This window comes from Thermus hydrothermalis, assembly GCF_022760925.1.
GTDB lineage: Bacteria > Deinococcota > Deinococci > Deinococcales > Thermaceae > Thermus > Thermus hydrothermalis.
Genome location: NZ_JAKTNT010000003.1, coordinates 49,086 through 74,789, shown reverse-complemented (window position 1 = coordinate 74,789; position 25,704 = coordinate 49,086). Strand labels below are relative to the sequence as shown.

Here is a 25,704-nt window from a genome sequence, read left to right as displayed (position 1 = left end):
AAGCCCTCCCCGCCCCGCACCTCTTGAAAAGCAAAGGACTTTGCGATACAAAGTATTTTGTAGGAGGTGAATATGCGGCGCATGGCCTTCTGGGTAGCGGCGCTGGCCCTGAGCGCCCAGGCCCTTGGCGGCTCCTTGGGCTACGGCTTCCTGGGCTACGGAGGCGGGTTCCAAGGGGGCGGCGGGGGGTTCGGCACCTTCCAAGGCCTGGCCCTGGGGGGAGAGGCCTGGGGCGGGCCCGGGGGCAGGGGGGGCGCCCTGGTGGTGGGGCCTTGGCTTTCCCTGGGGGAGGGCTTCTACCTCTTGCCTGGCCTGGGCCTTGGGGGCGGGGAAGGGGGCAACCAAGGAGGGTTCCTCCTGGACCTGGGGGTGCGGGCCTTCTACTTCCCGAGGGGGGAAGGCGGCTGGGCGGTGGGGCTTGGGGTGGGCTACACCCACGCCCCCACCTTCGGGGGTTTCTACCTGAGGCTTCTCCTGGGGGGAGGGAGGCCGTGAGGCGGGAAGAGGCCCAACACCTCCTCCAGGCCGCCCAAAGGAGCGCGCAGGCGGCGCGGCTCAGGCTCGCCCTCCTCGGGGGGTGGTACCTGGTCCTTTGGGGCGGGGTCTGGGCCCTGGGCTACCTCCTCCAGGCCCTCCACCCGGCGTGGGCTGGGCCCTTCTTCGCCCTCACCGCCCCCCTGGCCACCCTGCTCACGTTTTACCTGGGCTTCCGGCAAAGGGAAGCGGTGCGGAGCGAGCGGGGCCTCCTGGTCTTCGCCCTCTGGGGGCTTCTCGCCCTCTTTTACCTCCTTCACTGGGCCTTCCTCCTGCCCCCTAAGGGCCTCGAGGGCCAAAGCTTCCTGGTAAGCCTCGTGGCCTTCGGCCTCGCCCTCACCGGGGTCCTTTGGAAGGTGCGGGAACTCCTCCTTGGCGGCTTGGGGCTATTCCTCCTCGCCCTCCTCCTCCTTCGCGTCTTTCCCGACGGGTGGGCATGGGGCATGGCCCTGGTGGGCTTTCTCGCTCTCCTCTTGGGGGTGCGGCTCGTATGGCGCTGGACCCCTTAATCCACCAGGAAACCCGCCTCCGCCTCATGGCCCTCCTGGCCGCCCTGGGGGAGGAGGCCGAAGTGGAGTTCTCCTGGCTAAAAAACGCCCTTGGCCTCACCGAGGGCAACCTGGCAAGCCACCTGCAGAAGCTGGAGGAGGCGGGGTACGTGGCCGTGCGGAAGGGCTTCGTGGGAAGGAAGCCCAAGACCTGGGTCCGGCTCACCCCCCAAGGGCGGGCCGCCTACCTGGCCCACCGGGAAGCCCTTTTGGCCCTCCTTAAGGGCTAGAAGGCCCGGGCGTACTGGGGCGGGACCTCCGCCTTGACCCCCAGGGCCTGAGCCGCCCGCAAGGGGAAGTAGGGGTCCCTAAGGAGCACCCGCCCCAGGAGGACGAGGTCGGCGCTTCCCGCCTGGAGGAGGGTTTCCGCCTGCTCCGGGGTGGTGATGAGCCCCACGGCCCCCGTGCGAAGCCCCACCCGCTTGCGCACGGCATCGGCGAAGGGCACCTGAAAGCCTGGGGCCACCGGCACCCGCACCCAAGGCACCACGCCCCCGCTGGAGAGATCCAAAAGGTCCACCCCCAGGGCCTTGAGCCTTTGGGCGAAGGCCAGGGTGTCCTCCAGGCCCCACCCCCCTTCCGCCCAGTCCGTGGCGGAAAGGCGCACGAAAAGGGGAACCTCCTCGGGCAGGGCCTCCCGCACCGCCTGGGCCACCCGTAGGGGAAAGCGCATGCGGCCTTCCAAGCTCCCCCCGTAGGCGTCCTCCCTTTGGTTGCTCAAGGGGGAGAGGAAGGAGGAGAGGAGGTAGCCGTGGGCCATGTGGAGCTCCACCACCTGGAAGCCCGCCCTAAGGGCCCGCCTCGCCCCCTCCACGAAGGCCTCCAAGACCCGCTCCATCCCCCTTTCGTCCAGGGGCTCGGGCACGGGGTAGCCCTCGGCGAAGGGGATGGGGCTTGGCCCCACCACCCGCCAGCCCAAGGGCTTTCCTCCTTCCCAGGGCCGCGCCACCCCCGCCTTGCGCCCGGCGTGGGCCAACTGGATGCCCGGCACCGCCCCCGCCTCCCGGATGCGGCGGGCCAGCTCCGCCAACCCCGGGAGGTGGTCCTCCGACCAGATGCCCAGGTCAAAGGGGCTGATGCGCCCCTCGGGGAGGACGGCGGTGGCCTCGAGGAGCACGAGCCCCACGCCCCCCAGGGCCCGGGTGGGGTAGTGGAGGAGGTGCCAGTCCGTCACCTTCCCGTCCTCCGTGGCCGAGTACTGGCACATGGGGGACATGGCAAGGCGGTTTTTTAGCCGCAGGCCGCGAAGCTCTAGAGGGGTAAAGAGGAGAGGCATGCGCCTATTATTGCCAAGAAACCCTTTCTCGCATGGTAAGATTTGCCTATGGACCCAGGCCTCGAGGCCGCCTTCCGCTACGTGGAACGCCTCCTCTTCGGGGACATGGAGCGCCCCGGCCTCACCCTCTACGACCTGGAGCGCCTGGTGGGCTACCCCGCCAAGGGCGACGGGCCTTTGAGCTACACCCTCCCCCGCACCAAAAGCCTTTCCGGCGTCCAGGGGGTGCGCCTTTTCTACTACCCCAAGGACCCAAACCTCCAACTCATCGTGGAGATAGAGGACCTGGAGGGGCGAAAGCACCTCCGCCACTTCCGTTGGAACGGCTATACCTGGGAGGTGCCCGAGGGCAAGCGGGGCGACCTAAGGAGCACCGAGGAAAGCCTGGGCCTCGTCCCCGTGGGGGAGGACTACTTCCTGGGCTTTCCCCAGGAAGAGGCCAGGGAACTGGCGGAAGCGGTACGCAAAGGGGAGGCCCTGGGGGCCAAGTACCTCCTCTGCCCCCGGTGCGGGGCCCGGGTCTTCTACGCCCCCTCGGTGCGGCCAACGGAGGTGGCCTGCCCCCGGTGCGGCAACCCCACCCTGCTCTTCAAGACCTTTAGCGGCACCGAGGCCCCCAAGGACCCCCTGGAGGTCCTGGCGGAGGAGCAACGGGCCCTAAGGAAGACCTTGGAGGAGCTTCTTAGCTACCTCAAGCGGAAACTCGGCCCCTAGACCCGCACCCCCGGTTGGCCCCAGCCGGTGTAGGCGTAAAACCGCCCCCGCTCCCCTGAAAGGTAATCCAAAAGGGGCTCCTGCAAGGGGCGGTGCCCGGAAAGCTTGACCGCCACCTCTTCCGGGGTGAAAAAGCGGGCCTCCACGATGTGTCCATCGGGGTCCTTAGGGTTTAAAAGCCCCTCGTAGCTGGCCTTGAAGGCCATGGCCAGGGTGCGCTCGTTCTTGCGCCGGTCCTCCACCTGGATCACGTAGGCCAGGTGCTCCACCGCCTTGACCCAAAGGCCCGTTTCCTCCCGCACCTCCCGGGCCAAGGCCTCCAAGACCGTCTCCCCGGGCTCCACCGTGCCCCCGGGAAGGGTATAGCGCACCTGGCCCCGGCGGCCCCAGTCGTTCCCCACCAAGAGGACCCGGCCCTGGCGGTCCAGGAGGATGGCCGCCACCACCAGGATCTCGCGGCGCATCACGCTTCCGTCATGGCCTCCAGCTGCCGCTCCTGGTCGGCCCGCTTGAGGGCCTCCAAAAGGGGCTGGAGGTGGCCCGAGAGGACGCCCTCGAGGTCGTGGGTGGTGAAGCCGATGCGGTGGTCCGTGACCCGGGACTGGGGGAAGTTGTAGGTGCGGATCTTCTCCGAGCGCTCCCCGGTGCCGATCTGGGCCAGGCGGGTCTGGCGGAGCTTTTCCGCCTCCTCCGCCCGCTTCATCTCCAAAAGGCGGCTCCTGAGGATCATGAGGGCCTTCTCCCGGTTCTTGATCTGGCTCCGGGAGTCCTGGCAGGTGACCATGATCCCCGTGGGCAGGTGCACCACCCGCACGGCGGAGTCCGTGGTGTTCACCCCCTGCCCCCCAGGCCCCGAGGCCCGCATCACGTCAATGCGGATCTCGTCCATGTTGAGCTGGAAGTCCGCCTCCTCCGCCTTGGGCAAGACGGCCACCGTGGCCGTGGAGGTGTGGATCCGCCCCTGGGTTTCCGTGGCCGGAACCCGTTGCACCCGGTGGACCCCGCTTTCGTACTTGAAGGTGCCGTAGGCCCCCGGACCCCGCACCTCAAAGACCACCTTGGAGAAGCCCCCTAGGTCCGTGGGGTTGGAGTCCAGGATCTCCGTTTCAAACCCCATCTCCTCGGCGAAGCGGAGGTACATCTCCAAAAGGTCCCGGGCGAAAAGGGCCGCCTCCTCCCCCCCGGTGCCGGCCCGGATCTCCACGATGGCGTCCCTTTCGTCCATGGGGTCTTTGGGCAGGAGGTGGCGCTCAAGCTCCCTTTCTAGCGCTTCCTTCCGGGCAAGAAGCCGTTCCTTCTCCGCCTTGGCCTCCTCCTTCAGGTCGGGGTCTTCCAGGAGGGTTTCTAGGCCCTCGAGGTCCTCCAAGACCTTGCGGTACTCCCGGATGAGGGCGATGATCTCCCCCATCTCCGCATAGCGCCGGGAAAGGTTCTGGTAGCGCTTGGGGTCCTTTAGGACCTCGGGGTCGGCAAGGAGCGCTTCCAGCTCCCGGTGCTCTTCTTCTAGGCGCGCAAGCTTATCCAGCATACCTTATCTCAGGATACCCCAAAGCGGGCTTGCCCCGGGATTTAGGTTTGCCTAAAATTGGGGGCATGGACACCCCCCTCTTTCACGCCCTCCTTGGGGGCCTTTTCACCTGGGGGCTGACCGCGGTGGGGGCGGCCAGCGTCTTCCTCGCCCGAGAGCCCAGCCGCAAACTCCTAGACGGCATGCTGGGTTTCGCCGCCGGGGTGATGCTGGCCGCCAGCGTCTTCTCCCTCCTCCTGCCAGGGATGGAGATGGCGGAGGCCCAAGGGCAAAACCCCCTCGTTCCGGCGGTGGTGGGCTTCCTCCTGGGGGGAGCCTTGTTGCGCCTTGTGGACCGCCTCCTTCCCCACGTTCACCTCATGCCGGGGGCCCAGGCGGAAGGCGTGCCCACCCCCTGGCGGCGCACCACCCTCCTCATCCTGGCCATCACCCTGCACAACTTCCCCGAGGGGCTTGCGGTGGGGGTGGCCTTCGGGGCGGCGGGCCTAGACCCCACGGGGGCGGCAAGCCTGGGTGGGGCCATCGCCCTGGCCGTGGGCATTGGGCTTCAGAACCTGCCCGAGGGCCTGGCCGTGGCCTGGCCCCTGCGGCGGGCAGGGGTGGGGGCGGGGCTCGCCTTCTTCTACGGCCAACTCTCCGCCATCGTGGAGCCTTTAGGGGCGCTCCTGGGGGCGGCTTTGGTGGGGCAGATGATGGCCCTCCTTCCCTACCTCATGGCCCTGGCGGCGGGGGCCATGGTTTTCGTCATCGTGGAGGAGGTGATCCCGGAAAGCCAGGCGGAGGGCAACGGGGACGTTTCCAGCTTTGGGGTCATGGTGGGCTTCGCCACCATGATGGCCCTGGACGTGGCCTTGGGCTAGTCCCGGCCCAAGCGCTCCCGTAGGAGGCGGGCGGCCTCCTCCGCTTTGGCCTTGGCGGTCTCCGCCGCCTTCTTGGCCGCCTCCGCCAAGCTTTTGAGCCCGTCGGGAAGCCCGTCCTGGTCCTGATCCAGTTCCTTCAAGCGGGCCTTGGCCTCCTCCAGCGCCTTTTTGGCCTCCTCCAAGGCCCGCTCCACCACGTCGGGCCGGCCATCCTTGTCCTGGTCCAGCTTGTCCTTGAGCTCCAAGAGGCGCTTTTCCACCTCATCGGCCACGGACCGCACCGTCTCCTTGGCCTTTTCCAAGAAATCTCTGAAATCCGCCATGCTTCATGCTACAACAAGGCCCTAAGGTCCGCCACCACCTGGTCCGTGGCCTCCACCTTGTCCGGGCTGAAGAGGAGGACGAGCCTCCCCCCTTGCACCACGAAGGTGGTGGCGGTGTGGTCCACCAGGTACTCCCCCGGCCCCCGGTACTGGGTCTTCTGGTAGTAGACGCCAAAGCGTTGGGCCACCTCCCGGATGGCCTCAGGGCTCCCGGAAAGGCCCAGGAAGCTCGGGTGGAAGGCCTTGGCGTAGCGGTCCGCCACCTCGGGGGGGTCCCGCTCCGGGTCCACGCTCACGAAGACTACCCGCACCCTTTCCTGCTCCTTCGGGGAAAGCTTTTCGTAAGCCCGCTTCAGGGCGAGAAGGGTAGTGGGGCAAACATCGGGGCAGTGCACGTAGCCAAAGAAGAGCAGGACCACCTTGGCCTCGAGGTCGGCCAGGCGCACCGGGCCCCCGGGGCTTTCCAGGGTAAAGTCCACGGGCTTGGGGTTCATGAGCCGGGTGCCGTAGAAGCTATGCCCCTTGGGCAGGAGGAGGTAGGCCACCCCCAGGAGGGCCAAGAGGGCAAGGGGAAGCCAAAGCCGCCTCATCGGGCCTCCACGGGCAGGAGCACCTTAAGCCGGGTGCCGTCTTGGAACCGGAGAACGAGCTCCACCTTTTCCCCCAGCTTGAGGGGCCGCTTGAGGTTGAAGAGCATGAGGTGGTACCCCCCGGGCTTGAGGGCAAGCTTTCCCTTGGGCGGGACCTCGGCGAAGTCCACGGGCCGCATCCCCATGACCATCTTGCCGTCCTTTTCCTGGTGGAAGGTGCCGTGAAGCTCCACCCGCTCGGCCCAAGCCGCCTCCGCCCCCACCAGGCGCAAGGGAGCCTCCCCCGGGTTTTCCAAGGTGAGGTAAGCGGCGGTCACGGCCAAGGTGGCCGGGTAGCGGACCCAGCCCTCCACCACCCGCACCTCCTGGGCCAAGGCCAGGCCGAGAAGGAGGAAGAACCCCATCCAGCGCCGCATGGCCTCAGGATAGGGGGCCTTGGGGGGACAAATGTACTTCACCGGGGTAAGATGCCCCCGGGAAGGAGCTTTAGACCATGCTCCGCATAGCCGGCATCCTCCTCACCCTCCCCTTCTTCCTCCAGCTCCTCGGCCTGGGGGATACCCCCTTGGGCGGGGGGCTCTGCGGGGAGGTCTTCCGCCAGAAAGACCCCGCCTTGGCCCTGCAAACCCCGGGGTTTTGGTATGGCCTCCTCTTCATGCTCCTTTTGGCCCTGGAGCTAGGCTACGGGCTTTCCCTCCTCCTCCTGCCCCTTCTGGAGGTGCGCCTTGGCCCCGCCTGGCTCCGGACCGGGCGCTTTCTGGTGGGGGCGCTTCTCGCCCTTTTCTTCCTCACCCGCACCACCGGGCTTCCCCTGCCCACCCCCACGGGAGTGGTCCTGGAACCCGCCCCCCTGGACCCCCTAAGCCTCCTTCTGGTGGGGCTCTCCCTTTTGGGCGGGCTCCTTTTGCGGGAGAATGGGGGGCATGGAACGCCTGCTTGAGGTGATGCGCCGCCTCAGGGGCCCCGGGGGGTGCCCCTGGGACCGGGCCCAGACCCACGAGAGCCTGGTCCCCTACCTCCTGGAGGAGGCCTCGGAGGCGGCGGACGCCCTCCTTGGGGGAAACCCCAAGGAGATGGCGGAGGAGCTTGGGGACGTCCTCCTCCAGGTGGCCTTCCACAGCGTCATCGCCGAGGAGGAGGGGCGCTTTGCCTACGAGGACGTAGAGCGGGCCATCGTGGAAAAGCTCATCCGCCGCCACCCCCACGTCTTCGGGGAGGCAAAGGCCAAGACCCCGGAGGAGGTGAAGGCCCGCTGGGAAGACCTGAAGGCCCAGGAAGGGAAGCGGGAAGACCCTTGCGGCCTGCCCAAGAACCTCCCCACCCTGTTAAGGGCCTACGAGCTCCAGCGCAAAGGCATAGACCCCGGAAGCGAGGAAGGGCTTTTGCTGGCCCTGGAAAGAGGCGACCTGGAGGAGGCGCTTTGGAACCTGGTGGGGCTTTTCGCCAAAAGGGGTTTGGACCCCGAGACCGCCTTAAGAAGGCGCTCCCGCAAAGCCTGCCGGAGGTAGCCCTCCCCCAGGGCTTTCGCCTAGCGGCGGTGGCCGTGCCCCTCCTGGGAGGGCACCTCCTCTTCACCCGGCGTAGCCCCTCGCTCCCCACCCACGCCGGCCAGGTGAGCTTCCCCGGAGGGGTGGTGGAAGCGGGGGAAGGGGTGGTGGAGGCGGCCTTAAGGGAGGCGGAGGAGGAGGTGGGGCTCAAGGGGGTGGAGCCCTTGGGCTTCCTCTCCCCCACCCTTTCCCCCCAAGGGTTTTGGGTGCAGCCCGTGGTGGTCTTCCGGGAAGACCTCCCCCCCCTAAAGCCCAACCCGGAGGAGGTGGCGGAGGTCCTCCTCGCTCCCCTGGAGGAGCTTCTGGCCCTGGCCCCTTGGAGCGAGGTGCGCCTAGGGCGCACCGTGTGGCACTTCCCCTGGCGGGGGGTGGACATCTGGGGGGTGACGGGGAATATCCTGAAGGAGTTCCTGGAGGTGTGGCGTGCGGCGCATCGGGATTTTGCTGGCGGACCTCTTTGACGAGCGGGAGTTCCTCTACCCCTACTACCGGGTGCAGGAGGCGGGGTACACCCCGGTGGTCCTGGGGCTCGAGGCCCGGGAGTACCGGGCCAAGTCGGGCTTTGGCTGGAAGGCGGACCTGGCCGCAGGGGAGGCCCCGGAGCTTGCGGGTCTCCTCATCCCCGGCGGGTTCGCCCCCGACTACCTGCGGCGGAGCGAGGCCGTCTTGGCCCTGGTGCGGAAGGTGGCGGAAGAGGGGAAGCCCTTAGGGGCCATCTGCCATGCGGGCTGGGTCCTCATCAGCGCCGGGGTGGTGCGGGGCAGGCGGGTCACGGGCTTCGCCTCCATCCGGGACGATCTGGTGAACGCCGGCGGGCTCTACCAGGAGGAAGGGGTGGTGGTGGACGGCAACCTGGTGACCGCCCAGGGGCCCAAGGACCTGCCCGGGTTCATGCGGGCCTTTCTCGGGCTCCTAGGGTGAAAAGGGTCCCCGCCTCGCCCAAAAGCACCCTCTCCAAAACCCCCAGGCCTCCCTTGGCGATGGCCGCCCAGGGGGCCCCGGCCCGGAGCGCCGCCAAGGCCGCCTCCACCTTGGGGATCATCCCCCCTTGGATGACCCCTTGGGCCTTCAGGGCCTCCACCTCCTCCGGGGTGAGGCGGGAAAGGCGGGTCTTGGGGTCCTTGGGGTCCGCATAGACCCCCTCCACGTCGGTGAGGAACACCGCCCCCCACCCCAAGGCCCCGGCCACGGCGCCGGCGGCGGTGTCGGCGTTGACGTTCAAGGGGCCCTCCTCGTCCAGGGCGATGGGGGCGAGGAGGGGGGTGTAGCCCTTCTCCAGAAGGTCCAGGAAAAGCCCCGCCTCCACCCCCACCACCTCCCCCACCCGGCCGAGCTCGGGAAGGGCTCTGCCCTTCAGGCAAAGGGCGTCCCTCCCGGAAAGGGCGAGGGCCCTTCTTCCCCTTCGGGAAAGCCCCTCCGCCAGGCGCTTGCCCGTAAGGTAGAGGGCCATCTCCACCGCCTCGAGGTGCTCCTTGGGCGTCACGCGCAGGCCCCCCACGAAACGGCTCTCGTACCCCAGCCGGGCGAGGAGGGCCCCGATCTCGGGGCCGCCGCCGTGGACCAGGACCAGGGGCCCGGGATAGCGGGCGAGTTCGTCCAAAAGGGCCTCAGCCCCCCTTAGGCTTCCTCCCACCTTCACCAAGAGGGCCTCACTCAAGGTAGACCACCTCCTCGGGCAAGCCTTCCTCCTCCTCGGCCTCCAAGAGGTCCCCAAACCCCAAAAGGGCGTGGTCGGGGTGGAGGCCGAAGCGGGCGGCGAGGGCCTGGACGGCGCCCGTGGGGGGCATCCGCCTAGCCTCCTCTAGAAGGGGAAGAAGCGCCTCGGGGGCCGAAAGGGCTTCCCCCAGTTCCGGGCCCCGCCTGAGCTCGGCCACCACCTCGCCCCCCTCCGCCAGGAGGAAGAGGAGGTCCTCCTCGTTCAGGACCATAAAGGCCAGGGCAGGCCCCAGCCCTGAAAGCGCCTTCAGGAAGGCCCGTATGGCCTCTGGGTCCTCCTCGGCCTCGAGGGCCTCGTGGTAGAGGCTCACCCAGGGGGGGTCGGGCACCAGGTACACCCCGGCCCCCTGGGTGCGGCCTCCCGCCCAAGCCGCCACCTCCTCCAAGGGGGCCTTGACGTGGAAGGAGAGAAAGCTCCGCACCACGCCCTATACTAGCCCTTGTGAGCGCCCTTTACCGGCGGGTGCGCCCCCTCACCTTCGCCGAGGTGGTGGGCCAGGAGCACGTGAAGGAGCCCCTCCTGCGGGCCATCCGGGAAGGGAGGCTGGCCCAGGCCTACCTCTTCTCCGGCCCCCGCGGGGTGGGAAAGACCACCACCGCCCGCCTCCTGGCCATGGCCGTGGGGTGTGAAGGGGAGGAGCGCCCTTGCGGGGCCTGCCCCCACTGCCAGGCGGTGCAGAAGGGGAGCCACCCCGACGTGGTGGAGATTGACGCCGCCAGCAACAACTCCGTGGAGGACGTGCGGGAGCTAAGGGAGCGGATCCTCCTCGCCCCCCTTTCCGCCCCCAAGAAGGTCTTCATCCTGGACGAGGCCCACATGCTCTCCAAAAGCGCCTTCAACGCCCTCCTCAAGACCCTGGAAGAACCTCCCCCCCACGTCCTCTTCGTCTTCGCCACCACGGAACCCGAGCGGATGCCCCCCACCATCCTCTCCCGCACCCAGCACTACCGCTTCCGCCGCCTCACGGAGGAGGAGATCGCCGGCAAGCTCGCCCGCATCCTCCAAGCCCTGGGGCGGGAAGCGGAAGAAGAAGCCCTCCTCCTGGTGGCCCGCCTGGCGGACGGGGCCATGCGGGATGCGGAAAGCCTCCTAGACCGCCTCCTCCTCCTGGAGGACCCCCTCACCCGAGCCAAGGTGGAGGAGGCCCTGGGCCTCCCCCCCAAGGAGGCCCTCTTTGGCCTGGCCCAGGCCCTGGGGGAGGGCCGGCTCAAAGAGGCCCTAGAAACGGCCCGAAGGCTTTACGGCCAAGGCTTCGCCCCGAGGAGCCTGGTGGGGGGGCTTATGGAGGCTTTGCGGGAAGCCCTTTACGCCGCCTACGGCCTCCCGGGGAGGCCCCTTCCCCTCTCCCCCGAAGCCCTCCTTTCCGCCCTCACCCGGCTGGACGAGGCCCTGGAACGCCTCGGCAAGCGCTCGGACCTTTTGGCCCTCGAGGCGGCCCTCCTCTCCGCCTTCACCCCCAAGGCCCCGGGAGAAGCGCCGAGGGCCCAAGCCCCAGAGCCCCCCTTGCCCGAGTTTGACCCCTTGGCCCCCCCGCCCCCGCCGCGCCGGGAGGGACCCGAGCCCAGCGGGGGAGAAGACCTCGCTCCCCGCTTCCGCGCCTTTCTGGAGGCCCTTAGGCCCACCCTGCGGGCCTTCGTGCGGGAGGCCAGGCCCGAGGTGGTGGGGTCCACCCTCTACCTCCGCTTCCCCGAGAGCAAGGCCTTCCACCACAAGAAGGCCGAGGAGCAAAGGGGAGCGCTTCTGCCCCTGGCCCAGGAGCACTTCGGCGTGAAGGAGGTCCTCTTCGTCCTGGAAAAAAAAAAGCCCTGAGCCCGTAAGCCCCCCTCCCAAACCCACCCCCCGCATCCCAGAACCGCCCCCGGTGGCCCCGCCAAAGGAGGAGCCGGAAGAATACCCCGAGGACGAGGCGCCCCCCGAAGACCCCGAAGCCCGCCTTCACCAAATCGCCCGCCTCCTGGGGGGAAGGCTCCTTTGGGTGCGCAGGCCCAAGGCCCCAGAGCCTGAGGAACCCATGAGCGAAGACAACATAGGGGGTAGTGGTATATAATGCCCCCATGACCAAGACCACCGAGCTGGGACAAGACACCGTGGAGAACATCCTGAAGCGTCTACGGCGCATTGAGGGCCAGGTTCGGGGCCTCCAGAAGATGGTGGCGGAAGGCCGCCCCTGCGACGAGGTCCTCACCCAGATGACCGCCACCAAGAAGGCCATGGAGGCGGCGGCCACCTTGATCCTCCACGAGTTCCTCAACGTCTGCGCCACCGAGGTTTCCGAGGGCAAGGTGGACCCCAAGAAGCCCGAGGAAATCGCCAACATGCTCAAGAAGTTCATCTAACCGGAGGGCGAGGAAGGGGCCCCTTGACCAAGCGCCTCTACCGTCTCCTCCAGGCCTTCTTCCCCCCCAAAACCCCTCCCGACGACGCCTTTGCCCTCGCCTTCCTGGAAGGGGAGGAACGGGACCTTTACCTGGCCATGGACCCCCGGGACCGGGCCCATGCGGTGCGGGTGGCCCGCCGCCTCCTCCAAGCCCACCCCGAGGCCCCTAAGGCGGTGGTGCGGGCCGCCCTCCTCCACGACGCCGGCAAGGCCCTAAGGCCCTACCGCCCCCTGGAGCGCATCCTCACGGGGCTTTTCGCCCCGCCTCTTCCCCCCTACCCCTTGCGCCGGGGGCTCTTGGGCGCCTTCCAGGTGCGCCGCCACCACCCCCTTTACGCCGCCGAACGCATCCAAGACCCCTGGGTGCGGAGCCTGGTCCTGGAACACCACGCCCCCCAAAGCCCCTGGGGCAGAAAGCTCCACCAGGCGGACCAGGAGGAGTGATTTGGGCAAATGCCCCTAGCCAACCCGAGGCATAAGGAGTAGGGTAGTCCTGGACCAAGGAGGGCTTATGCAGGAGTTCACGTGGCGCGTGGGCGGCCCCCAAGGGGGCGGGATAGAGACGGCGGCCACCCTCTTCGCCCGGGCGGTGGCCAAGGGGGGATGGTGGGTGGCCACCAAGCGGGAGTACCACTCCAACATCATGGGGCGGCACTCCTACCTGGACGTGCGCCTGGGGCGAAAACCGGTGGGGGCTTTCCGGGACAAGGTGGACTTCCTGGTGGCCCTGGACGGGGAAACTTTGGCCCGCCACCTGGATGAGGTGCGGCCAGGGGGGGTGCTCCTTTACGACCCCAAAGCCCTGGACCTCACGGTGCGCAAGCTCCCCATGCTGGACCACCGGGTACAGGACGCCCTTGCAGCGCGCTTTGGCAAGGCGGACCCGAGCCTTAAGGAGATCCTCGCTGCCTACGCCGAGGCGGGGGTCCAGCCCCTACCCTACCCTTACGAGGAGGTGGCGGACCGCATCGGGGCGGAGCTCGGCGTGCCCTCCCTTCAGGCCCGGCGCACGCTGAACACCATCGCCGTGGCCGCAAGCCTCCACCTTCTGGGCTTTCCCCTAAAGCCCCTTTTGGAGGCTTTGGCCCTGCAGTTTAGGGGTAAGGTGCTGGAGCTAAACGAGAAGGTGGCGGAGGCTGTCTACCGGGAAGAGGTGCCCAAGCTTCCCTTCCACCTCCACCTGAACGGCTACGAGCCGGGCCGGGTCTACCTCACCGGAGCCCAGGCCGCCGCCCTGGGGAAGCTCGCCGGGGGCCTCCGCTTCCAGACCTATTACCCCATCAGCCCCGCCACGGACGAAAGCGTCTACCTCGAGGCCCACACCGCCTTCCAAGGGGCGGACGTGGCCGTGGTGCAGACGGAGGACGAGATCGCCGCCGTGACCATGGCGGTGGGGGCGGCCCTTACTGGGGCCAGGGCGGCCACGGCCACCAGCGGCCCCGGCTTCAGCCTCATGGCCGAGGGGATGGGCTTCGCCGGGATGGTGGAAGCCCCCTTGGTGGTTACCCTCTACCAGCGGGGTGGGCCCTCCACGGGGCTTCCCACCCGCACGGAGCAAGGGGACCTCCTCTTCGCCATCCGGGGCGGGCACGGGGAGTACCCGAGGCTCGTCCTCGCCTCCGGGGACATCCTGGACGCCTTCCTGGACGCCCAAAAGGCCCTGGCCTGGGCCTGGCGGTACCAGACGGTGGTGGTCCACCTCCTGGACAAGTTCCTGGCCTCCATGGCGCAAAGCCTTCCCAAGGAGGCCCTGAAGGTTCTCTCCCTAGATGGGGAGAAGCGCCTAGCCCCCAGGGAGGGCTTTGGCCCCTACGAGCGCTACGCCCCCGCGGAGGACGGCATCTCCCCCTTCATCCCCCTAGGGACCCCGGGGGGGTTTTACTGGATGACCTCGGACGAGCACGACCTCGAGGGGCACATCACGGAAGACCCCGTCCTCCGGGAATACCAGATGGAAAAGCGCATGCAAAAGCTCCTCACCGCCAGGCGGGAAATCCCCCTGGAGGACCAGTACACCCTCTACCGGGACGGGGACATCTTGGTCCTCGGCTTCGGCACGGTGAAGGGGACCCTCCTGGAGGCTTTAGACCACCTCCCCAGGGTGGGGTACCTGCACCTCAGGCTCCTTTGGCCCTTCCCCGAGATCGGCCACCTCCTGGAGGGGAAGCGGCTCGTCACCGTGGAGCACAACTACTCCGGGCAGCTCGCCGACTTGGTGCAGCAGGAAACCCTAAAGAAGGTCCACCACCGGGTGGTGAAGTACAACGGCCGCCCCATCACCCTAGACGAGGCGGTGGAGGCCCTCAAGGCGGTGCTTGCGGGCGAAGCCCCTGAGCGCTTGGTGTTGCGGAAGGGAGTCTAGCATGGTGGAGCTCAAGCTTCAGGACTACAAGGCGGAAAAGCAGCCCGACTGGTGCCCGGGCTGCGGGGACTACGGCATCCTCTCCGCCCTCCAGATGGCCCTCTTTGAGCTTAGGAAGGACCCGAGCCAGACCGTGGTCTTCTCCGGCATCGGCTGCTCGGCCAAGACCCCCCACTACCTGAACGTCTACGGGGTCCACACCCTCCACGGCCGCGTCCTCCCCGTGGCCCAGGGGGCCAAGCTCGCCAACCCCCACCTCACCGTGGTGGCGGTGGGCGGGGACGGGGACGGGCTTGGCATCGGGGCGGGGCACTTCGTGGCCGCGGGCCGCAGGAACGTGGACATGCTCTACATCCTCTACGACAACGAGGTCTACGGCCTCACCAAGGGCCAGGCAGGGCCCACCTTGGGCCTAGGGGAGAAGACCAAAAGCCTGCCCAAGCCCAACCCCCAAGGGCGCATCAACCCCCTCCTCCTGGCCTTCGCCTCGGGCTACACCTGGATCGCCCGGGGCTACGCCTATGACGTGAAGGGCCTGAAGGAGCTCATCAAGGAGGGCATCAACCACAAGGGCCTCGCCTTCCTCCACGTGCTCCAGCCCTGCCCCACCTACAACGACCTGCACACCAAGGAGTGGTTCGCCCCCCGGCTCTACAGGCTCCAGGAGGAGGGGTACGACCCCTTTGTCCCCGAGGGACTTCCCCCCGAGGAACTGGACCGGAAAATGGCCAAGTTCCAGGAAAAGGCGGCGGAGTGGGGGGAGAGGATCCCCATCGGGGTCTTCTGGAAGGCGGAGGTGCCCACCTTTGAGGAGCGGCTTAAGGCCTACCTCCCCCGCTACCCCGAGGTCTACCCCGCCTTGGGGCAGCGGGAAAGCCTGGACCTAGAAGGCCTCCTCAAGGAGTTCGCCCTCTAAAGCTGCGCCCGGGCCGCCGCCCCCTGGGGGCGGTAGCCGGGGTCTTGGTAACGGCTAGGCCGGAAGCCCCGGGCCCAAGAAGGAGGGTCCTCCCCCGCCACCATCCGGGCCAGGGCCTCCCTCGCCCCCAAGGCGGCCATGACTCCATAGCCGGAAAAGGCCCCAAGGAGGTAGACCCCTTCGGCCACGGGCCCCAGGAGGGGCAGGTTCTCCGGGGTGCGCACGTAGTACCCCCCGTCCACCCGGGGCCGCGCCCCCAGGTAGCGCCTGAGGCCAGGGAGGATGGGGAAAAGCCCCCTGAGGGCCACCTCCCCCGCCCAAGGGGGCGGGGTGGGGCCGCAGGCCCCGGGGGCTTCCGCCTGGGGCCAGGGGTTGTAGAGGGCGAGGAAGCCCTCCCCCTCGGGCCGGGCGTGGGCCCCCGGGGGCAGAAGGCTTAGGAGGGGGGCAAGGGTAGCCTCGCCCTGAAAAAGGGTCTTCTCCTCAGGGGCGAATATCTCCTGGGGTTCATTCCAGATGAGAAGGGGGGCCTCCCGGGGGAAGAGGCCTAGGGGGTCGGGGAACCAGGCCTTGAAATGGGGCTCGGCCGCCACGGGGAGGGTCAGGTCCAGGGCGGAAAGGAGGGCGGGAAGCCCGGGCCCGGGGGCGAGGACCAAGGCGGCAAAGGGCCAAAGGGCTTCCTCCTCCCCCCACCGCACCCGGGCGTAGCGGGGCCTACCCCCTTCCCGCTCCAGGCCCAAAAACTCCCCCGCCACCACCCTGCCCCCCGCCGCCCGTAGGGCCTCCAGGAGGGCCATCCCCAGGCCGTGGGCGGAAAGCCACCCCGCCTTGCGCACGTGGAGCCCGGCCTTGCCCTTCAGGTGGGCCAGGTAGGGGAAGGCTTCCCCCAAGGACCCGGGCAGGAGGAGGTCCATCCCTTCCTCCGCCACCCGCGGGTAGGTGGCGGCTTTGGGGTGAACCCTCAAGGGCCCGGCGTGGGGGGCCTGCTGGGCCAGGGAGAGGAGGCCTTCCGCCTCCCCCAGGTAGAGGTAGCCCCTGGGCCTAGGCCGGGCCGCTTCCGCAAAGGGCCCAAGGAGCTCGAGGCTCCGCGCCACCAAAGAGGCTAAGGCCTCTTCCCCGGGCCAGAAGACCCGGTAGCACTCCGTGGACTTGTCGCTGGTACAGAGAAGAGGGGCTTCCCGCTCCAGGACCAATACGGGAAAACCCCTCTGGGCCAGAAAGTGGGCGGCGGATAGCCCCAAGATCCCCGCCCCCACCACCAAGACGCCTTCCTCGGGCATTTGCCCCAAGGTACTACACTGAGGCCATGGACCTCACCCACTTCAAGGACGGCAAGCCCCATATGGTGGACGTGACGGAAAAGCCCGCGACCTTCCGCACCGCCACCGCCGAGGCCTTCGTGGAGCTCACGGAGGAAGCCCTCGAGGCCCTGGAAAAGGGCGGGGTGGGCAAGGGGGACCCCCTGATGGTGGCCCAGCTCGCCGGCATCCAGGCGGCCAAAAAGACGGCGGACCTCATCCCCCTCTGCCACCCCCTTCCCCTCACCGGGGTGGAGGTAAGCGTGGCCCTGGAAAAGGAGACCAAGCGCGTGCGCATTGTGGCCACGGTGCGCACCAAGGCGGAAACCGGGGTGGAGATGGAGGCCTTAACCGCCTGCGCCGTGGCCGCCCTCACGGTTTACGACATGCTCAAGGCGGCCTCCAAGGGGCTCGTCATCCAGGAGGTGCGCCTCCTCCACAAGGCGGGGGGCAAGAGCGGGGAGTGGCGGCGGGAAGGGTAGCCTTTACCCTGGGGGTGTATCCTAAGGCCATGCGCATCGCCATCGCTTTGGGCAGGGAGGAAAACCGGGTCTACCCAGGGCCCTTCGGCCACGCCCCCCGGTACGCCATCTACGAGGTGGGGGAGGATGGGGAGGTAAGGCTTTTGGAGGTGCGGGAAAACCCCCACGCCAAGGAGCACGGCGAGGCGAAGCACGCCAAGATGCGGGCCCTCCTGGCGGACGTGGCCCTCAAGGTGGGGGCCCGCTTCGGCCACGGGAAAAACGAGGGGGCCTTCCCCGTGGCGGGGCGCCTCGAGGTGGGCCCGGTTTCCCTAGAAGAGGCCTTGGCCCTCCTCAAGGCGCGGCGAAGTAGCGCCTGAGGAGCTCCCGGGCCTCCGGGGGGAGGGGGGTCTTCTCCAGGTAGACCTCCACCCCCCGGCGCACCCTTTCGGGGGGCTTCCCCTCGGGCCAGGGCGAGGGAAGGGAGGCGCCCTCCCCTTCCCCCGGGGGGAGAAGGCCCGCCTCCTCCCCCTCAGGCGCTAGGGGAAGGACGGGAGGGCCCTTTGGGGCGTCCCCCGCGCCCGGCCCCGCCCCCTTCCCGGGACCCGGGGAAGCCTCCCTTTCCCCAGGGCGGGCATCCTCCTTGCCGTTAGCGCCCGCCTCCCCCTGGGGAGCGCCGCCCCGGGAAGCGCCCGCCTCCCCTTCTTTCCGGATGCCATCCTGGCCCGGGAACGAACCCCCCTCCGAAGCCTCTTCCCCCTCCCGGGGTGTCCCGGCCCCACCCTCCAGGGCCCGCTCTGCCCCCTCCTCCCTCCCCGAAGCCCCTTGGGGCGGGGCGGGCCGCTCCAGGCCCGGCAAGGACCACCCGCCCCCCACCCCTTCCGCCCGCCAGGCGGCGAGGAGAAGGGCCAGGAGGAGGGCCAAAAGGTATAGCAAGAGAAGCCCATAGGGAAAGGGGGGAAGCTTCAGGGGGGCCTTCCTCGCCTCCGCCCAAAGCCGCTCCTCCCCGTAGGCGAGGGCGGTGGGGTAGGCGAGGCTGACCCGGGCGATCTCCCTTAGGGCCCTCCCCTCCAACAGGCGGCTTGGGAGGAGGAGGCCCAAGGGGGAAAGGAGGGCGAAAAGGGGGTGGAAGAGGCCCAAAAGGGCGAGGGCCAGGGCCAGAAGGAGGCGGTAGCGCCAGGCCAGACGGCTGGCGTAGGCGCGGTGGAAGCCGGGGCCCACAAGGGGATTATGGCGCAAAGAGGGCCAGGGCGCTCACCACGGGCCTGGGGTTGCCCGAGTAAGGGCTTCGCAACGCCCCCTTCACCCAAAGCTGGGCCGAGCCGCCCCCGTCCATCCTGAGGGCGTTCCAGGCCCCCAGGGCGAGGAGGGCCCGGGCCAGGACCCCGGGGGTGGTGGGCTCGGAAACGAGGAGCCATAGCCGCCCCTCCCGCGTCCAGGCCACCGCCGCCTGGGGGGCCACGGCCAAAAGGGGCCTTGGGTCCTTGAAGTTCTCCTTCGCCGGGTCAAAGGCGTACTGGCCCTCCCGGAGGAGAAGGGGCCCCCCCTCCAGGGCGTAGCGGAAGGGGGGGTCTAGCCGCCCGTAGAGGCTTAGGCGCTCCCCCACCGCCAAGGGGAAGGGCGGGGCCCCTTTGGGGAAGGTGAGGGCCCAGGCCCCCGGCGGAAGCTCCGCCGGGGCGGGAAGCAGGGCCGCCACCCGCTCCCCCCGCACCAAGGCCACCTCCTCCCCCTCCCGGCCCACGGGCCCCGGCACGGTGTGGGCGGTGTAGCGGGCCCGGGAGGCGTTCACCCCCACCCGCACCCTTTCCCCCTTGGGCCCCGCCACCACCGCCTCAAAGCGGGGAAGGCCCAGGAAAAAGCTAAACTCGTCCCAAAACAGGGCGGCGCGGCCGAAGGGGTAGGAGACCGTCACCCCGTCCTGGACCCAAAGCCCGATGGGGCTTCCCGTCTTGGGGTCAAAGTAGCCCCCGTTGAGGACGGCCAAGGCCCCGGGGGCCAGGTCCTTGGGCAAGGCCCGCTTCCCCGGGGAACCCACGGGAAGAAGCCTCCCCCTTTCCGCCTCCACCAGGTAGAGCCTTAGGGGCTCTGGGACGAAGGCCCAGACCTCGCGGTAGCGCACCCCGGGGGCCAGGGCCTCCTCCACCTCCGGGGCCAGGGGGTAGAGGTCCAGGACCAAGCGGGGCGGGTCTTCCAAGGGGAATAGCCGGTAGCGGAGGAGCTTCCCGGGGGCGGAAAGGGTGAGCTCCGTGCCCTCGGGAAGGAGCCGCACCGAGGCCGAAACCCCCTTGGGCCAGGGGGCCTCGAGGGCCTTCGGCGCCAGGTAGGGGAGCTGGAGGCGCAGGCTCCCCCGCGCCATGCCCTCCTGGGGAGGCTGGGCGGCAGGGGCAGGAAGGTCCAGGACGAGGCGGAAGGCCCGCCCTTGGCTCCCGAAACGGGCCGAGGCCTCCGGCACCCGGAAGTAGCCCAAAGCGCTCAGGAGCCCCAAAGGAAGCCTATCCCCTTCCGGGGCCGGCCCGTCAAGGAAAGGCTCCGCCCAACCCACCCCGGGCACGTACACGAGCCGGACGCCTTCCCCCTCGTACACCCAGGCCCCTCCCTCCTCCCGGAAGGTGAGGCCGAAAACCGCCGCAGGGAGGCTCTGCCCTAGGGCCAGGCCAAGAAGGAGAAAAAAGGCAACGAGCCTCATCCCCCCATGAAAGCAAAGCCCCGTGAGAAAGACCTTAGCCCTTCACCACGATGAGGGGCCGGAGGCGGGCCACCTTCCTGCCAATCCCCGCCCCCTCCACCGCCTCCACCACCAGGGACACGTCCTTGTAGGCCTCGGGCATCTCCTCGTCCACCGTGGCCCGGGTGGCGGCCCGGACCAGGATGCCCCTCTCCGCAAGCTCCTTGACCAGGTTCCGCTCCCGGGCCACCCGCTTCGCCTGGTGGCGGCTCATCTTCCGCCCCGCCCCGTGGCAGCTAGAGCCGAAGGAAACCTCCATGGCCTTGGCCGTGCCCGCCAGGACGTAGGAGTAGCGGCCCATATCCCCGGGCACCAGGACGGGCTGGCCCACCTTGCGGTACTCCGGGGGGATCTCCAGGTTGCCGGGCCCAAAAGCCCGGGTGGCCCCCTTGCGGTGGACCAGGACCCGCCGCCCCTTGTGCTCCTCAAACTTGGCGTTGTTGTGGGCAAGGTCGTAGAGGACCCGGAGGCCGTGGTCCCGGGGGGCGAAACCCACCGCCTCAAAGGCCTCCCGCACGAAGTGGGCGATGAGCTGGCGGTTGGCGAAGGCGAAGTTGGCGGCGGCGGCCATGGCCTGGAGGTAGTCCTCCCCCTCGGGGCTCCGGATGGGGGCGGCGGCGAGCTGCTTGTCCACGAGCTCAATCCCGTACCGGGGGGCCACCTTGAGGAAGCGCTCCACGTAGTCCTGGCAGACCTGGTGGCCCAGGCCCCGGCTTCCCGTGTGGATGAGGACGGTAACCTGGCCCGGGAAGAGGCCGAAGGCCTCGGCGGCCTCCTCGTCGTACACCTCGTCCACGTACTGGACCTCCAGGAAGTGGTTGCCGCTTCCCAAGGTGCCGATCTGGGGGGCACCCCGCTCAAAGGCCCTCTCCGATACCTTGTCGGGGTTCGCCCAGGGAAGCCGGCCTTCGGATTCAATGAAGCGCACGTCCTCCGGGTAGCCGAAGCCCCGCTTGACCAGCCACCCCGCCCCCTCCTTGAGGATCTCCTTGAGCTCCCGCTTGCTAAAGCGCACGTCCCGCCTTTCGCTCCCCACCCCGGAGGGCACCAGGCGGTAGAGGGCGTCGGCAAGCTCCCGCTGGCGGGGGAGGAGGTCTTGCAACGTCAAATGGGAAACCAGAAGGCGGACCCCACAGTTGGAAACCACGAACCCTTCGGCCACAAAGTTGTGGTCTGGATGGGCCATGGAAAGGTCGTAAACCCTTCCCCCATAGGGTACCCGCTCCACAACCACCACCTGGTCAAAGAGCATGCCCACGGAAGCCGCCACGAATTCGTTAAAGGTGGGAAAGCCTTGGGGACGGAAGGAACGGCGCTCCTCGTAAAGGGTGCGCTCCACAAAGCGGCGGGAAACCCCAAGCCCTTGGGCGATAGCCGTCACCGAATAGCCCGCCTCGCGCAGCGCCCACGCTCTCTTGGCCAGGGCCTCCCGCTCGGCCAGGTGCGCCTCCTTCTTCCGCAGGTAAAGGGCGGCCATAAGGGCCAGCCGAGCCTTGGTGGGGGCGTAGGCGTAGCCCACTTCCTCGTAAAGACGAGCAAGGTTTTCCGGGGTGGATCGGAGAATGAGCTTGAAGCGGTGGGAAGGGTCCTCCGGCTCCTCCCAATCCGCCTCTTCCCGCAGATCCTGCACCTCTAACCCCACGGAGGCCAGCAACCGGGCGAGGTCCTCCATGAAAGCACGTCCCTCCGCCAAGACGCTTCGGCGCTTGGACTGGGAGAGGACCGGGGGCATGAGGTTATAGCCGTGGCCACTCACGGCCCTGGGCGCAGAGAGTTCCGCCCCGAAAAGCCCCGCCAGGAAGTTGGCCTTAAGCCAAGGGGGAAGGGCAAAAAGCCACGACGGGAGCCTAAACCCCTGCTTGGCCTTGGCCCCCTCGGGAAGCCCGAGGGCGCGGAGAAGGAGAAAGAGGGCGCGGGAGGATATCTTCAGGCTAGCCTCCTCCGCAGAAAAGGCCCGGCCTCGGAAGCTGTGATGGCGCCGGCGCAGGTAAGGCCCCCCCGCCCGAAAGCCCAGACGTTCCAGATCGGCCTTGGCCTCCAGGAGGCCTTCCCTTTCCCCGTAGAGGAAGAGGTAGGCTTTTCCCCCAGAGCGGTACAAGGTCCCATCCCCCAGGGCGTATCCCATCAAGCGCAAAAGGGCTGGCAGGTGGGGATGGTCTGCCCCAAGGGGCAGAAGCCCCCGCGCCCGGAGCTCCAAGGGGGCCCGGGGAAAGCCCAGTTCCTTGGCCCAAGCCTCCGCCGTTTCCTCCCCCACGAGGGTCAAGGAAGAGGGCCGTTCGTAAGGGAGCCCCCGAAAAGGGTGAACCGCCACTTGGTCGCCCGGCCGCAGTTCGCCCACGGGACGCATTCCTGCGGGGGTATAGACTGGGTGGTCAGGGGTGGCCTCGAGGACAAAACCCCCCTCGGTGCGGAGGCGCACCAGCTCCTCCCCTTCCCGGGAAAGGAGGAAAAGGGCACGCGCCGCCTCGGGGCGCTCCCCTAAGCGCCAGGCCACCAAGAGGGGATCTCGCTCTTGGGCGAACTCCTCAATGGGCCGGGTGCAGCGGTCGTGGGTTAAGACACGGGTTCCCGCGGGCAGGCAGTTGATGTCAAATCCTACCCCCCCCGGGCTCACCACCCCGCCCACCTCCGGGTCAAAGGCCGCCACCCCGCCGATGGGGAAGCCGTAGCCCCAGTGGATATCCGGCATGGCCAGGGCGGGCTCCACGATGCCGGGCAGGGTAGCCACGTTCATGAGCTGTTGCAAGGAGGCGTAGCCCTCCGCCTCCAGGTCCTTAAGGATCTCCTCGGAAGCGAAGAAAACGGCGTCCACCCGCATCTTCCCCTGCCGGGGGATGCGGTAGGTGTAGGGGGCGATCTTTTCAAAGCGCATGGCGCCCTCCCCAAAACAAAACCGCCGGGCTTTGGGGGCCCGGGCTTACCCTCAAGCTACCCCGCTATGCGGTATGCGTCAAGGGTATGCGGTAAAATCCCCCCGTGCCCCCGCTTTCTTTTGCCCTGGAAACCCACCCCGGCCGCAAGCGGCCCAAGAACGAGGATGCGGTGGGGTACGCCCTTACCCCTTGGGGCGGCGTGTTCGTCGTGGCGGACGGCATGGGCGGGCACCGCACGGGAGAGGTGGCGGCCAGGCTGGCGGTGGAAACCATCCTGGAGCACCTGAAGGACAAGGAGCCCTCCCCCAAGGCCCTCCTCGAGGCCTTTGAACGGGCGAACGAGCGCATCTTCCAGGAGGCCCAACGCCCCGAGAACCGGGGCATGGGCACCACCGCCACGTGTCTGGTCCTAGACCTCCCCTACGCCCTCATCGCTCACGTGGGGGACTCCCGGGCCTACCTCCTGCGCAAGGGGGAGTTTTCCCTCCTCACGGAAGACCACTCCTGGGTGGCGGAAAGGGTGCGCCAGGGCCTTCTCACCCCGGAGGAGGCCCGCACCCACCGCTGGCGCAACGTGATCACCAACGCCCTGGGCTCCTTCCCCCAGGCCCGGGTGGACCTCCTGGGGCTCAAGCTGGAACCCGGGGATGCCTTTCTCCTTTGCACCGACGGGCTTTCCGGGGTGTTGGACGAGCGCACCCTGCAAGAGGTCCTTAAAACCTTCCCCCCCGAGGAGGCGGCCAGGCGCCTAGTGGCCCTGGCCAACGAGTGGGGCGGGCCCGACAACGTGAGCGCCATCGTGGTGCGGGTGCCGGAGGAGCTTCCCGTGGGCAACCGGCCCTACGCCCTCCCCCTCGAGGCCGCCCGGGGGGCCCCGGTGCGCCTGAAGCTGGGGGAGGAGCCCGACGCGCTCCCCACCCAGGTGCTGGAGCCCGAAAGGCGCCCCCGCATCGGCTGGCGGGACGTCCTCCTCATCGCCCTCTGGATCCTGGTGGTGGGCTACATCCTCCTGGGCTACTTCAAGGGGCCCTAATCTGCTAGACTCCTAGGGGTATGGAGCGCACCTTTGTCATGGTCAAACCCGACGGCTTCCGGCGCGGCCTGGTGGGGGAGATCCTCGCCCGCTTTGAGCGCAAGGGCTTCCGCATCGTGGGGCTTAAGGCCCTGCGCATATCCCAGGAGCTCGCCGAGAAGCACTACGCCGAACACCGGGAAAAGCCCTTCTTTCCCGGCCTGGTGAGCTTCATCACCTCGGGGCCGGTGGTGGCCATGGTCCTGGAAGGCCCCAACGCCATCGCCGAGGTGCGCAAGATGATGGGGGCCACCCACCCCAAAGACGCCCTCCCCGGCACCATCCGGGGGGACTACGCCACCACCATTGACGAGAACGTGATCCACGGCTCGGCCACTCCGGAGGACGCCCAAAGGGAGATCGCCCTCTTCTTCCGCCCCGAGGAGCTCCTCTAGCCTTCCCCGCCCTCCGATGCCTGGGGGAGGCTTTGCGCCCTAAGCCTCTCCCAGGGAAAATCGTCCAGGGGGTAGAAGCGGTCCGCCTGCTGGGCCAAGCGGTGGGAGGAAAGGGCGTGGAAGGTGGTGTTCTCCACCTGCTTGCCCATGTCCTGCACCACCCGCACCACCTCGGCGAAGTCCCCGTCCCCGGACACCAGAACCGCCACATCGTAAGCGTCGGCGTAGGCCAGGCGCAGGATGTCAATGGCGATCTGGATGTCCACCCCCTTCTCCACGAAGCCATCCGCCCGGCGTTCCAGCCGCCCCAGGCGCACGGCCACGTAGGGCACGCGCTTCAGGTAGTTGAGGAAGCTCTGGTGGGCCTTAGCCGCAGGGTCCTCCGGGGGAAGAGGAGCGTTGTAGTAGTAGGCGCGCAGAAGCCGCCTCCCGGCGGTGAGAAGGGTGATGAACTCCACAAAGTTCAGCCGATAGTCCGAGCCCAGGTGTTGCACCAACCCCTTGTAGAGGTTGGAGCCGTCAATAAATATGGCCACCCTTTCCATAATCGGCCCGCCCCTTTCCGGGCACCCTCAGTTTAGCCTGGGGGCGTGAGAAAGTTTATAGCCCACCGCTCCATGAGCGGTGGGGGAAGGATACCAGCGTCAGCTTAGCCCTTTCGGGCGAGGCCATCCTATCATGGCTTTCTCAAAATGTGCAAGATCGCCCTAGGCAACGTCCTCGGACTCTGGCTGGATGTCCCCACACCGCAGGGGCTATCCTTACATGAGCGCCTCCCACCGCTTCACAAGAGTCCCGCCGCATCAATGCTAAGCTCACCGGAAGGGGTACAAAATAGGTTGACGCTTTTCGGGAAAAGGAATATCCTTTATACAGGAAATGAAAGCAATCCAGCATGACATCTGGAAGAAGATTGGTGAGCTTTGGGAAAATAAACAACTCCCCTTTGATGGCCAAATAGAGGGAAGAAGGGTGCGGATCTTGTTAAACCAAACGCCATCCCCGGATGGCGCAAGGGGGGTCTTCTTGCTTTTGCCCCAGGACTGGGTGTGGGAAGAGCCTACCCAAAATCCAACCAACTTAGAGGAGCGCCTGCGCCGTCTGCTGTACCTTAAAAACCAAGACCTTACCGAGATCCTGGAAATAAAAAGAACGTTAGAAGAACTCGCAAGAAAAGGGGATATTTTGAGGCGCGAAGCCAACATCCAACATGCCTTTGAAAGGCACACGGAGCGATGGCTTGACAGACTGGATCTATTCTATACACGTCCGTCACGTGAAGAGATGAGCAATTTTGACTTTCTCATTCAAAGCGGCAACGAATCCCTGTGCCTGGAAGTAAAAAGCGATCGGCACAGGTATACCGGGAATATCTCCTTAGAACTCATCCGCGACTATAAAAGGGACTTCACCAGTCCCCTAAACGCGGGGTCTCTGGTAAAAACCCAGGCTAGCCTTTGGCAGGTATACTACTACGATTGCGAGCAGAGGCAATTTGACGCCAAGGTCTTCCGCGTCCCAAAGCTCCTAGAAAGGGCTTCACACGTCCTGAAACACATCTGGAAACAGAAATGCACCTAGGGGCCTGGCC

At 67.8% G+C, this 25,704-nt stretch carries 33 protein-coding genes and 1 pseudogene; 20 read left to right on the top strand and 14 right to left on the bottom strand.

Translation table 11 applies throughout. The features are described 5' to 3' along the window. The first annotated feature begins 72 nt into the window (after window positions 1-72). The 3 genes from L0C60_RS02755 to L0C60_RS02745 are packed head-to-tail and all read left to right on the top strand — an operon-like array spanning window position 73 to window position 1,312. Complete coding sequence (locus tag L0C60_RS02755) at window positions 73-495, top strand: hypothetical protein (RefSeq protein ID WP_234507400.1); 423 nt, start codon at window positions 73-75, stop codon at window positions 493-495. Next, a complete protein-coding gene (locus tag L0C60_RS02750; RefSeq protein WP_243092482.1) occupies window positions 492-1,043 on the top strand; it encodes a hypothetical protein in 552 nt (183 codons plus the stop codon). Before L0C60_RS02755 ends, L0C60_RS02750 begins: the two co-directional genes overlap by 4 nt. Further along, window positions 1,025-1,312, top strand: coding sequence for a winged helix-turn-helix domain-containing protein (locus L0C60_RS02745; RefSeq protein ID WP_234507404.1), 288 nt, complete (start codon window positions 1,025-1,027; stop codon window positions 1,310-1,312). The genes L0C60_RS02750 and L0C60_RS02745 overlap by 19 nt, the downstream gene beginning before the upstream one ends. On the opposite strand, the gene L0C60_RS02740 is transcribed toward L0C60_RS02745, so the two are convergent. Continuing rightward, window positions 1,309-2,358 (bottom strand): NADH:flavin oxidoreductase/NADH oxidase, encoded by a 1,050-nt coding sequence (locus tag L0C60_RS02740; RefSeq protein WP_234507406.1) that lies wholly within the window; start codon window positions 2,356-2,358, stop codon window positions 1,309-1,311. The two genes, L0C60_RS02745 and L0C60_RS02740, sit on opposite strands and share 4 nt — an antisense overlap. Window positions 2,359-2,406: 48 nt before the next feature. On the opposite strand from L0C60_RS02740, the gene L0C60_RS02735 reads away from it, so the two are divergent. Beyond that, window positions 2,407-3,072, top strand: a complete 666-nt coding sequence (locus L0C60_RS02735) for a hypothetical protein (protein WP_234507408.1) — start codon at window positions 2,407-2,409, stop codon at window positions 3,070-3,072. On the opposite strand, the gene L0C60_RS02730 is transcribed toward L0C60_RS02735, so the two are convergent. Both L0C60_RS02730 and prfA read right to left on the bottom strand, forming a co-directional pair. After that, window positions 3,069-3,536, bottom strand: a complete 468-nt coding sequence (locus L0C60_RS02730) for an NUDIX hydrolase (RefSeq protein WP_267962761.1) — start codon at window positions 3,534-3,536, stop codon at window positions 3,069-3,071. The genes L0C60_RS02735 and L0C60_RS02730 overlap by 4 nt on opposite strands. Beyond that, a complete protein-coding gene (gene prfA, locus L0C60_RS02725) occupies window positions 3,536-4,600 on the bottom strand; it encodes a peptide chain release factor 1 (protein ID WP_234507409.1) in 1,065 nt (354 codons plus the stop codon). The genes L0C60_RS02730 and prfA overlap by 1 nt, the downstream gene beginning before the upstream one ends. A gap of 65 nt (window positions 4,601-4,665) precedes the next feature. Between prfA and L0C60_RS02720 the strand changes: the two genes are divergently transcribed. After that, the gene (locus L0C60_RS02720) at window positions 4,666-5,460 is read left to right on the top strand and encodes a ZIP family metal transporter (protein WP_234507411.1); all 795 of its coding nucleotides are present in this window, start codon (window positions 4,666-4,668) and stop codon (window positions 5,458-5,460) included. Here L0C60_RS02720 and L0C60_RS02715 read toward each other — a convergent pair. From L0C60_RS02715 to L0C60_RS02705, 3 genes are read right to left on the bottom strand one after another with little or no spacing between them, the layout of a single operon-like run. Next, window positions 5,457-5,783: a dolichyl-phosphate-mannose-protein mannosyltransferase gene (locus L0C60_RS02715; protein ID WP_234507546.1), complete on the bottom strand. Its 327-nt coding sequence runs from the start codon at window positions 5,781-5,783 to the stop codon at window positions 5,457-5,459. The genes L0C60_RS02720 and L0C60_RS02715 overlap by 4 nt on opposite strands. Window positions 5,784-5,791: 8 nt before the next feature. Then, the gene (locus tag L0C60_RS02710) at window positions 5,792-6,373 is read right to left on the bottom strand and encodes an SCO family protein (protein WP_234507413.1); all 582 of its coding nucleotides are present in this window, start codon (window positions 6,371-6,373) and stop codon (window positions 5,792-5,794) included. Beyond that, window positions 6,370-6,789, bottom strand: coding sequence for a copper chaperone PCu(A)C (locus L0C60_RS02705; protein WP_234507415.1), 420 nt, complete (start codon window positions 6,787-6,789; stop codon window positions 6,370-6,372). The genes L0C60_RS02710 and L0C60_RS02705 overlap by 4 nt, the downstream gene beginning before the upstream one ends. Before the next feature lie 77 nt (window positions 6,790-6,866). Here L0C60_RS02705 and L0C60_RS02700 point away from each other — a divergent pair, with 77 nt between their 5' ends. From L0C60_RS02700 to L0C60_RS02685, 4 genes are read left to right on the top strand one after another with little or no spacing between them, the layout of a single operon-like run. Continuing rightward, on the top strand, window positions 6,867-7,313 hold the full coding sequence (locus L0C60_RS02700) for a hypothetical protein (RefSeq protein WP_234507416.1): 447 nt from the start codon (window positions 6,867-6,869) through the stop codon (window positions 7,311-7,313). After that, complete coding sequence (locus L0C60_RS02695) at window positions 7,288-7,881, top strand: MazG family protein (RefSeq protein ID WP_234507419.1); 594 nt, start codon at window positions 7,288-7,290, stop codon at window positions 7,879-7,881. The genes L0C60_RS02700 and L0C60_RS02695 overlap by 26 nt, the downstream gene beginning before the upstream one ends. A 29-nt stretch (window positions 7,882-7,910) precedes the next feature. After that, entirely contained in the window at window positions 7,911-8,381 is a 471-nt protein-coding gene (locus L0C60_RS02690; RefSeq protein ID WP_234507421.1) for an NUDIX hydrolase, read from the top strand. Further along, on the top strand, window positions 8,344-8,841 hold the full coding sequence (locus L0C60_RS02685) for a type 1 glutamine amidotransferase domain-containing protein (RefSeq protein ID WP_234507423.1): 498 nt from the start codon (window positions 8,344-8,346) through the stop codon (window positions 8,839-8,841). The genes L0C60_RS02690 and L0C60_RS02685 overlap by 38 nt, the downstream gene beginning before the upstream one ends. On the opposite strand, the gene argB is transcribed toward L0C60_RS02685, so the two are convergent. Both argB and L0C60_RS02675 read right to left on the bottom strand, forming a co-directional pair. Next, window positions 8,810-9,577, bottom strand: a complete 768-nt coding sequence (gene argB / locus L0C60_RS02680) for an acetylglutamate kinase (protein WP_243092481.1) — start codon at window positions 9,575-9,577, stop codon at window positions 8,810-8,812. The two genes, L0C60_RS02685 and argB, sit on opposite strands and share 32 nt — an antisense overlap. Next, window positions 9,570-10,061 (bottom strand): hypothetical protein, encoded by a 492-nt coding sequence (locus tag L0C60_RS02675; protein ID WP_234507427.1) that lies wholly within the window; start codon window positions 10,059-10,061, stop codon window positions 9,570-9,572. Before L0C60_RS02675 ends, argB begins: the two co-directional genes overlap by 8 nt. Before the next feature lie 17 nt (window positions 10,062-10,078). Between L0C60_RS02675 and dnaX the strand changes: the two genes are divergently transcribed. The 6 genes from dnaX to L0C60_RS02645 all read left to right on the top strand — a co-directional run bounded on the left by dnaX (window position 10,079) and on the right by L0C60_RS02645 (window position 15,292). Beyond that, window positions 10,079-11,446, top strand: a complete 1,368-nt coding sequence (gene dnaX, locus L0C60_RS02670; RefSeq protein ID WP_234507429.1) for a DNA polymerase III subunit gamma/tau — start codon at window positions 10,079-10,081, stop codon at window positions 11,444-11,446. Window positions 11,447-11,498: 52 nt separating this feature from the next. After that, complete coding sequence (locus tag L0C60_RS12895) at window positions 11,499-11,684, top strand: hypothetical protein (RefSeq protein WP_243092480.1); 186 nt, start codon at window positions 11,499-11,501, stop codon at window positions 11,682-11,684. Between the two features lie 7 nt (window positions 11,685-11,691). Next, window positions 11,692-11,973: a metal-sensitive transcriptional regulator gene (locus L0C60_RS02660; RefSeq protein ID WP_039459634.1), complete on the top strand. Its 282-nt coding sequence runs from the start codon at window positions 11,692-11,694 to the stop codon at window positions 11,971-11,973. A 23-nt stretch (window positions 11,974-11,996) separates the two neighbouring features. Beyond that, window positions 11,997-12,458, top strand: coding sequence for an HD domain-containing protein (locus L0C60_RS02655; protein ID WP_234507431.1), 462 nt, complete (start codon window positions 11,997-11,999; stop codon window positions 12,456-12,458). Between the two features lie 67 nt (window positions 12,459-12,525). Next, window positions 12,526-14,376: a 2-oxoacid:acceptor oxidoreductase subunit alpha gene (locus L0C60_RS02650; protein ID WP_234507432.1), complete on the top strand. Its 1,851-nt coding sequence runs from the start codon at window positions 12,526-12,528 to the stop codon at window positions 14,374-14,376. 1 nt (window position 14,377) lies between these two features. Continuing rightward, entirely contained in the window at window positions 14,378-15,292 is a 915-nt protein-coding gene (locus L0C60_RS02645) for a 2-oxoacid:ferredoxin oxidoreductase subunit beta (RefSeq protein ID WP_234507434.1), read from the top strand. Here the strand turns inward: L0C60_RS02645 and L0C60_RS02640 are convergent. Continuing rightward, window positions 15,289-16,569 (bottom strand): NAD(P)/FAD-dependent oxidoreductase, encoded by a 1,281-nt coding sequence (locus L0C60_RS02640; protein WP_243092479.1) that lies wholly within the window; start codon window positions 16,567-16,569, stop codon window positions 15,289-15,291. The genes L0C60_RS02645 and L0C60_RS02640 overlap by 4 nt on opposite strands. Window positions 16,570-16,595: 26 nt before the next feature. On the opposite strand from L0C60_RS02640, the gene moaC reads away from it, so the two are divergent. Continuing rightward, window positions 16,596-17,069, top strand: coding sequence for a cyclic pyranopterin monophosphate synthase MoaC (gene moaC / locus L0C60_RS02635; RefSeq protein ID WP_234507438.1), 474 nt, complete (start codon window positions 16,596-16,598; stop codon window positions 17,067-17,069). A 29-nt stretch (window positions 17,070-17,098) separates the two neighbouring features. Further along, complete coding sequence (locus L0C60_RS02630) at window positions 17,099-17,428, top strand: NifB/NifX family molybdenum-iron cluster-binding protein (RefSeq protein WP_243092478.1); 330 nt, start codon at window positions 17,099-17,101, stop codon at window positions 17,426-17,428. On the opposite strand, the gene L0C60_RS02625 is transcribed toward L0C60_RS02630, so the two are convergent. From L0C60_RS02625 to L0C60_RS12885, 4 genes and pseudogenes are all read right to left on the bottom strand, one after another. Beyond that, window positions 17,403-18,269 (bottom strand): hypothetical protein, encoded by an 867-nt coding sequence (locus L0C60_RS02625; RefSeq protein WP_234507442.1) that lies wholly within the window; start codon window positions 18,267-18,269, stop codon window positions 17,403-17,405. The genes L0C60_RS02630 and L0C60_RS02625 overlap by 26 nt on opposite strands. 7 nt (window positions 18,270-18,276) lie before the next feature. Next, window positions 18,277-19,734, bottom strand: coding sequence for a phosphodiester glycosidase family protein (locus L0C60_RS02620; protein WP_234507444.1), 1,458 nt, complete (start codon window positions 19,732-19,734; stop codon window positions 18,277-18,279). A 34-nt stretch (window positions 19,735-19,768) separates the two neighbouring features. Next, entirely contained in the window at window positions 19,769-21,025 is a 1,257-nt protein-coding gene (locus tag L0C60_RS12890) for an RtcB family protein (protein ID WP_341474655.1), read from the bottom strand. Window positions 21,026-22,141: 1,116 nt separating this feature from the next. Further along, window positions 22,142-22,645 (bottom strand): annotated as a pseudogene (locus L0C60_RS12885) (RtcB family protein); the annotation flags it as partial. A 104-nt stretch (window positions 22,646-22,749) separates the two neighbouring features. Here L0C60_RS12885 and L0C60_RS02610 point away from each other — a divergent pair. Together L0C60_RS02610 and ndk are read left to right on the top strand one after the other, a co-directional pair. Then, window positions 22,750-23,679 carry a Stp1/IreP family PP2C-type Ser/Thr phosphatase gene (locus L0C60_RS02610; protein WP_243092477.1) on the top strand — a complete coding sequence of 310 codons (930 nt, stop codon included), beginning with the start codon at window positions 22,750-22,752 and terminating at the stop codon, window positions 23,677-23,679. A gap of 20 nt (window positions 23,680-23,699) precedes the next feature. After that, window positions 23,700-24,113 carry a nucleoside-diphosphate kinase gene (gene ndk, locus L0C60_RS02605; protein ID WP_234507446.1) on the top strand — a complete coding sequence of 138 codons (414 nt, stop codon included), beginning with the start codon at window positions 23,700-23,702 and terminating at the stop codon, window positions 24,111-24,113. Here ndk and L0C60_RS02600 read toward each other — a convergent pair. Then, complete coding sequence (locus L0C60_RS02600; RefSeq protein ID WP_234507448.1) at window positions 24,110-24,658, bottom strand: LabA-like NYN domain-containing protein; 549 nt, start codon at window positions 24,656-24,658, stop codon at window positions 24,110-24,112. The two genes, ndk and L0C60_RS02600, sit on opposite strands and share 4 nt — an antisense overlap. 334 nt (window positions 24,659-24,992) lie before the next feature. On the opposite strand from L0C60_RS02600, the gene L0C60_RS02595 reads away from it, so the two are divergent. Then, on the top strand, window positions 24,993-25,694 hold the full coding sequence (locus L0C60_RS02595) for a hypothetical protein (protein ID WP_234507451.1): 702 nt from the start codon (window positions 24,993-24,995) through the stop codon (window positions 25,692-25,694). Window positions 25,695-25,704 lie beyond the last annotated feature (10 nt).